The 6167-nt window shown below is 49.1% G+C and carries 4 protein-coding genes; 2 read left to right on the forward strand and 2 right to left on the reverse strand.

Annotated features, from left to right (window positions below; all coding sequences use genetic code 11):
* The first annotated feature begins 155 nt into the window (after positions 1 to 155).
* Complete coding sequence (locus G465_RS0112305) at positions 156 to 1277, forward strand: RNA-guided endonuclease InsQ/TnpB family protein (RefSeq protein ID WP_022654010.1); 1122 nt, start codon at positions 156 to 158, stop codon at positions 1275 to 1277.
* A gap of 483 nt (positions 1278 to 1760) precedes the next feature.
* Positions 1761 to 3698: a methyl-accepting chemotaxis protein gene (locus G465_RS15235; RefSeq protein WP_022654747.1), complete on the forward strand. Its 1938-nt coding sequence runs from the start codon at positions 1761 to 1763 to the stop codon at positions 3696 to 3698.
* Between the two features lie 9 nt (positions 3699 to 3707).
* Here the strand turns inward: G465_RS15235 and G465_RS0112320 are convergent, their stop codons facing one another.
* Both G465_RS0112320 and G465_RS14745 read right to left on the reverse strand, forming a co-directional pair.
* Complete coding sequence (locus tag G465_RS0112320; RefSeq protein ID WP_022654748.1) at positions 3708 to 5363, reverse strand: sensor histidine kinase; 1656 nt, start codon at positions 5361 to 5363, stop codon at positions 3708 to 3710.
* A 188-nt stretch (positions 5364 to 5551) separates the two neighbouring features.
* Positions 5552 to 6167 (reverse strand): RNA-guided endonuclease InsQ/TnpB family protein (locus G465_RS14745; RefSeq protein ID WP_022653963.1); only part of this gene is annotated, 616 nt, incomplete at its 5' end.

Here is a 6167-nt window from a genome sequence, read left to right on the forward strand (position 1 = left end):
CGTGGCGTTGGGCGCGTTTATCCCCTGCGCCGTAAAACCTCGCCATTCATGGCGGGGATATCAGGCGCAAACGGCAAAGCCGTTTTTGGGTTTGGTGTTGCGGTTGTAAAGTAAAAACAAATCAATGTTTACTTTGCTGTTTGTATAATGAGCGCATGAAACGACTCCAAGCCTTCAAATTCCAACTGACACCCAACGGCCAGCAAACACGGCAAATGTCGCGCTTTGCGGGTTCGTGTCGGTTCATCTTTAATAAGGCGTTGGCGTTGCAAAAGGAATGGTATCAGACTGACCCCACGATTCGATTTTCTTACGTCAAATTAGCCAATCTGCTGCCCAGTTGGAAGCAAGAATTTGCTTGGCTGAGAAAATCACCCAGCCAAGCTTTGCAACACGCCTTAAAGGATTTAGAGCGAGCATATCAAAACTTCTTTGCCAAACGTGCGGCATTTCCAAAGTTCAAGAAAAAAGGCGTGAGTGATAGTTTTCGCTATCCACAAGGGGTGAAGCTCGATCAAGCCAATAATCGGATTTTTCTGCCCAAACTCGGTTGGATGCGTTACCGCAACAGCCGTGAGGTATTAGGCAACATTAAAAACGTCACAGTGTCTTTAACCGCCGGTCGTTGGTTTGTCAGCATTCAAACTGAACGTGAAGTTGAAGTCCCTACGCCAACCGGCGGCATGGTTGGTATCGATATGGGCATTGCGCGTTTTGCTACTTTGAGTGATGGCTCCTTTGTCGAACCGGTCAACAGCTTCAAACGTCATCAAGACGCATTGAAAAAAGCGCAACAATCGTTGAGCCGCAAAGTCAAATTCAGCCGCAACTGGCTCAAAGCAAAAAAGAAAGTCCAAAAGCTACATCACCGCATTGCCAATATCCGACGTAATTTCCTGCATCAAACTTCAAGCCGTATCAGCAAAAACCACGCGATTGTGTGCCTCGAAGATTTGCAGGTAAAAAATATGTCCAAGTCAGCGGAAGGGAAAAATGTTCGGGCCAAGTCCGGCCTGAACCGTTCCATCCTCGATCAAGGCTGGGGTGAGTTCCGGCGGCAGTTGGATTACAAACTAGCGTGGAACGGCGGTCATCTCATTGCTGTTCCAGCACAAAATACCAGCCGCACTTGCCCAAGCTGCGGTCATGTCTCGGCTGAAAACCGCCAAACTCAGGCTAAATTTGCTTGTGTGCAATGTGGCTATGAAAATCACGCCGATGTCGTCGGTGCGATTAATGTTCTGAAATGCGGCCAAGCTATCTTAGCTGCCGCATAAGTCACAAAAAGGGCAGGACTTGCCCAGTTCGCCTGTGAAGTGAGTGGTGCAGCAAGACCGCCAGCAGCAGGAACCCACCGAAGCGACTTCAGGCTGACTCAGCCCAAAGCGCCGTAGGAATCCCCGCTCTTTAGGGCGGGGAGGATGTCAACGTGTTGGTGATGAAAGGCCCTGGCTATGTTGCCGATCCATATCCATTGCAAGATGCCGAACATCCGAAACACCATCTCAGATCTGTCTGGCCACGCTAATCATTAGAACAATTAAAAAACTTATTTAATAAAATAGGCTATTTGTTTAACAGATAGCCTATTTTTTATGCCCTCATTGCATGTTATCCCTGATTCATGTCAAATAAGAAATGCAAAGTGTGCGATAGATTCCGCAAAACTGCGCAATATGCTGGTTTTTCGCATCAAATCGTAGACAATTTATATTTTTATAAGTTGTTTTGGCTGCTTTCTGTTTGACAGGATTTTGAAGATGACCCTACGCAAACGCTTTGCGCTGTATGTCTCGGCACTGATTTTATTAACCGTGTTCAGTGGTACGGTGTTGTTTTCAATGATTGAAACTCAACAAATTGAGTATGAGATTGCAGCGAAAGCCAAACAACAACTCGACTCGACTCGGCAAGTGCTGACCGTCACCGATGCTTTAATCAGTGAACAGGTGAAAAGTGCCATGCGATTGTTGATTGAGCGAGGTGAGGCACTAGGGCCTGCCTCGCTTGGCGAGAGCGTACCCATCAAAGATAAAACTGTGCCCAATTTGCTATTTGGTACACAGCCACAAGCGGCGCACTATGCCCTAGTCGATGGTGTCACCAAAATTGCTGGTGGAACAGCGACATTGTTTGTGAAAAGCGGCGATGAGTTTGTGCGGATTGCCACCAATGTCAAAAAAGACAACGAGCGTGCTATCGGGACAATTCTCGATCCAAAAGGCAAAGCGATTGCTGCCATTCGGCAAGGACAGGCTTTTTATGGCCTAGTCGATATTCTCGGAAATCCCTTTTTAACCGGCTATGAACCGATCCGTGATGCTCAAGGTCAGGTCATTGGGGTTTGGTATGTGGGTTACAAAATCGACATGGCGGCAGTGCAAGAAGTGGTCGATAAAAGTCGCTTGTTGAACACCGGTTTTATGGCAATTTTGGACTATCAAAGCAAAGTCAGATTTCGCTCTGGTCATGTCAGTGATGAACAAGTCCAAGCCTTGTTGAAAGAGAACACCGGTTGGGATGTGTCTCGCTATCAGTTCGATAAGTGGGGCTTTTCTGTTTTGGCTGCTTATCCTCGGGCAGAGGCGGCAGACATTGTTCGCCAACGTGCGTTAATGATTACTTTTGCTGGTGTGGTGGCATGTGTGGTGATTATTGGCTTGTTGATGGCATTGTTAGGCCGTTTGGTACTCAAGCCATTGGGTGGTGAACCGAGTCAAGCCACAGCGACTGCCACCCGCATTGCTCACGGCGATTTAACACAACCGTTAGCCATTTCTACCTCAGCAACTGAAAATTTGCTCGCCGCGATGGCAACAATGCAACAAAAACTCGGCCATGTTTTTCAACAAATCAGCCACATGGCAGGTGCTTTATCGTCTGGTGCAAAAGAGGTTGCAACTGCTGCACGCCAGATTGGTGTTGCTTCAGATAATCAAGCTCAAGCGACTGCAGCTTCAGCTGCTTCAATTGAACAACTAAAAACCAGCATTAGCGAAGTATCGCAAACGGTGGGTCATACCGAAGAAAACTCACAGCAAACAGCGAAATTGGCAGAAGATGGTGAAAAATTAGTGAGAGAAACGGCTGTTGAGATGGATTTAATCTCTCACACTGTCAGCCAATCGACACAACAAATTCAAACCCTATTCCAACATTCTCAAGATATTGGTGGCATTGCGAATGTGATTAAAGAGATTGCCGACCAAACCAATTTATTAGCACTGAACGCGGCAATTGAAGCGGCGCGGGCTGGTGAACAAGGGCGCGGGTTTGCAGTGGTAGCGGATGAAGTGCGGAAATTGGCCGAGCGTACCGCCTCGGCGACGACAGAAATTGGCCGAATGATTGAGACCATTCAACTCGAAACCCATTCGGCAGTTGAAGCGATGGCGGCGGTGAATCCACAAGTGGAAAAAGGGCTGGCGCGGGCACAATCGGCATCGGCGATGCTGGTAGAAATTCATCGCCAAGCCCTCGATTCCCTCAACAAAGTGCGCGATGTGGCCGTGATGACACGCGAACAAGTGAGCACCGCTACCGAAATTGCCAACCATGTTGGCTATATCGCTACGATGGCGGAACAAACCAACGCTTCGACCCAGCATAATGCAGTGGCAGCAGAACAACTCGAAGCGTTAGCCGATCAACTGCGCCAAGCGATCGCATTTTTTCGTTTGCCGCAGGCGATTGCGTAGTAGTTCTCTTTAGGCAGCGGGTAGGTCAAAGCTAAAACGGCAGCCCCCAGTGGGGGTGCTGTGGCAGCTGATATGTCCATCTACACTTTCCACAATCCGCCGCACAATGGCAAGCCCAATGCCGGTGCCGGTGGTATGGGGATTGACGGTTTCAAATACGGCAAAAACTTTAGCGCGATAGGCAGGGGCAATGCCTTGGCCGTTGTCTTCCACTCGGAAATATACCCGCCGGCCAGCTTGCCGAGCAGAGAGGGTAATCACTAATCGGTGTGAGGCGGTGGGGTGGGCGTGCTGAAGTGCATTACCAATCAATTCATAGAACAGATCTTCCAACCGGCTTTTGTCCATGAACACCGGTGGTAGATGGTCGAACTCAATACTGGCTTTTTTGGCTTGGCACTGTCCCTGTAAACGGTGACTTAATTGATGCAAAACTTGTTGTGTTTCTTGTGGTTGTGCTGGCGCGAGCGCCGTCCCTGCGGCAAGGAAGCGTTCAATATCATGTAATAACGCCTTTTGCCGTGTGGCACCTTGTTCAATAAATTGCATCGGTAACAACAAATCGGCCTTATTGATATCACTATGCGGGGGCATGTGCTCGATGGCATAGGCTAACAACTGGGCATAGGAAATTTGGCGGCGCACTGGCTCTTGTAGATGATGGGCTGAAACTTCGGCCAGCCGTTGTAATTCAGCATTTTGTTGGCGAATGCGGCGTTCGGTTTGAATCGCATAGCGGGCAGCTTGTTGCCGTTCGTATAAGGCACTGGCCATCATCATGCCCGTCATGGTCAAGACTGCAATAAAAGCCTGTAGCTGTAACAAACTTTCGGTTTGGCTATCGCTGCTAAAAATACCGACACCGTGGGCAGTGCCAATGACCGCCGGAATAGAAATAGCTAAGGCGGCGTTGAGGGCACCAAACATCTGAAAACGCAGCGCACCCCACATAATAAAAGGAAACAGCACATAGGCTGCCGAGCGAGTGCCGGCAGGAAAAGCGAAAATATCGCTAAACAAGACCCAAGAGGCAAATAAACCTGTAGCAGTGAGAGCAAAAAATTCGATAACTTTTTCTTGTGACACGCTACGCAAATAGGCCAACAAAGAAAAACCGAGCATACAGCTTGGGGCAATCAATAAGATACCGACTGCATCACCCAACCACCACGTCAATACAATATCCCAATACAACGCCCATTCGGCTATTGCGCCATAACATAAGCTTAATGCGCCGAGTAATGCCGCAGCAGCAGGGGCAAAGAGGACACAGGGCAATAGACACAACACGGTGCGCAATGAATTGAACTGACCATGATCTTTTTTATGGCACAGCACATGCAGCAAAAAATAGGCGAGGGCATACTCAACCGTATTGCCGGCGGCGATGCCGACTGAAATCCAAAAGGGGGTGGGGGTGGTGAGGGTAACGAGAAAATTAGCAAGGGTGAGAACTGGTAAAATTTTCCAGCCATAGACTAATAAGGCAGCAAGGGCGATACCCGATGGCGGCCACACTGCTGAAACATTGCCATGCACAAATGCCATCGCCAACCCTGCTTTGGCGGCGATAAAGTAGCTGATGAAAATAAGAAGAGACAACAAAGCATAAGAGAGTTTGTCGTCTGCTGCCCAAATAGAGGGTGATCCCGTGTCAGAAGCCATGACGATCCTTGTTCGACTGAACATTCTACACAAAAGCTTGACTTCCTCCCCGCCCTAAAGAGCGGGGATTCCTACGGCGCTTTGGGCTGGGTTAGCCTAAAGTCACTTCGGCGGGTTCCTGCTGCTGGCGGCATTGCTGCACCGCTCACTTCACAGGCGAACAGGGCAAGTCCTGCCCTTTTTGTGACTTATGCGGCAGCTAAGATAGCTTGGCCGCGTTTTAGAACATTAATCGCACCGACAACATCAGCGTGGTTTTCATAGCCGCATTGCACACATTGAAACTGCGCTTGTGTTTGGCGGTTTTCAGCCGAGATATGACCACAGCTTGGGCAAGTGCGGCTGGTATTTTGTGGAGGTACGGCGATGAGATGGCCGCCGTTCCACGCTAGTTTGTAGTCCAACTGCCTCCGGAACTCACCCCAACCTTGATCGAGGATGGAACGGTTCAGGCCGGACTTGGCCCGAACATTTTTCCCTTCCGCTGACTTGGACATATTTTTTACCTGCAAATCTTCAATGCACACGATCGCGTGGTTTTTGCTGATGTAGCTTGAAGTTTGATGCAGGAAATGACGCCGGATGTTGGCAATACGCTGATGCAGCTTTTGGACCTTCTTTTTTGCTTTGAGCCAGTTGCGGCTGAATTTGACTTTGCGGCTCAAGGCTTGTTGCGCTTTTCGCAGCGCGTCTTGATGGCGTTTGAAGCTGTTGATCGGTTCGACAAAGGAGCCATCACTCAAAGTAGCAAAACGCGCAATCCCCATATCGATACCAACCATGCCGCCGGTTGGCGTTGGGATT

It is taken from the genome of Aquaspirillum serpens DSM 68 (genome assembly GCF_000420525.1).
GTDB lineage: Bacteria > Pseudomonadota > Gammaproteobacteria > Burkholderiales > Aquaspirillaceae > Aquaspirillum > Aquaspirillum serpens.

What these genes read in the sequence shown, in the direction of transcription:
- G465_RS15235 (WP_022654747.1), top strand. Translation starts at nt 1,761, where the DNA reads ATGACCCTACGCAAACGCTTTGCGCTGTATGTCTCGGCACTGATTTTA.
- G465_RS0112305 (WP_022654010.1), top strand. Translation starts at nt 156, where the DNA reads ATGAAACGACTCCAAGCCTTCAAATTCCAACTGACACCCAACGGCCAG.
- G465_RS0112320 (WP_022654748.1), bottom strand. Translation starts at nt 5,363, where the DNA reads ATGGCTTCTGACACGGGATCACCCTCTATTTGGGCAGCAGACGACAAA.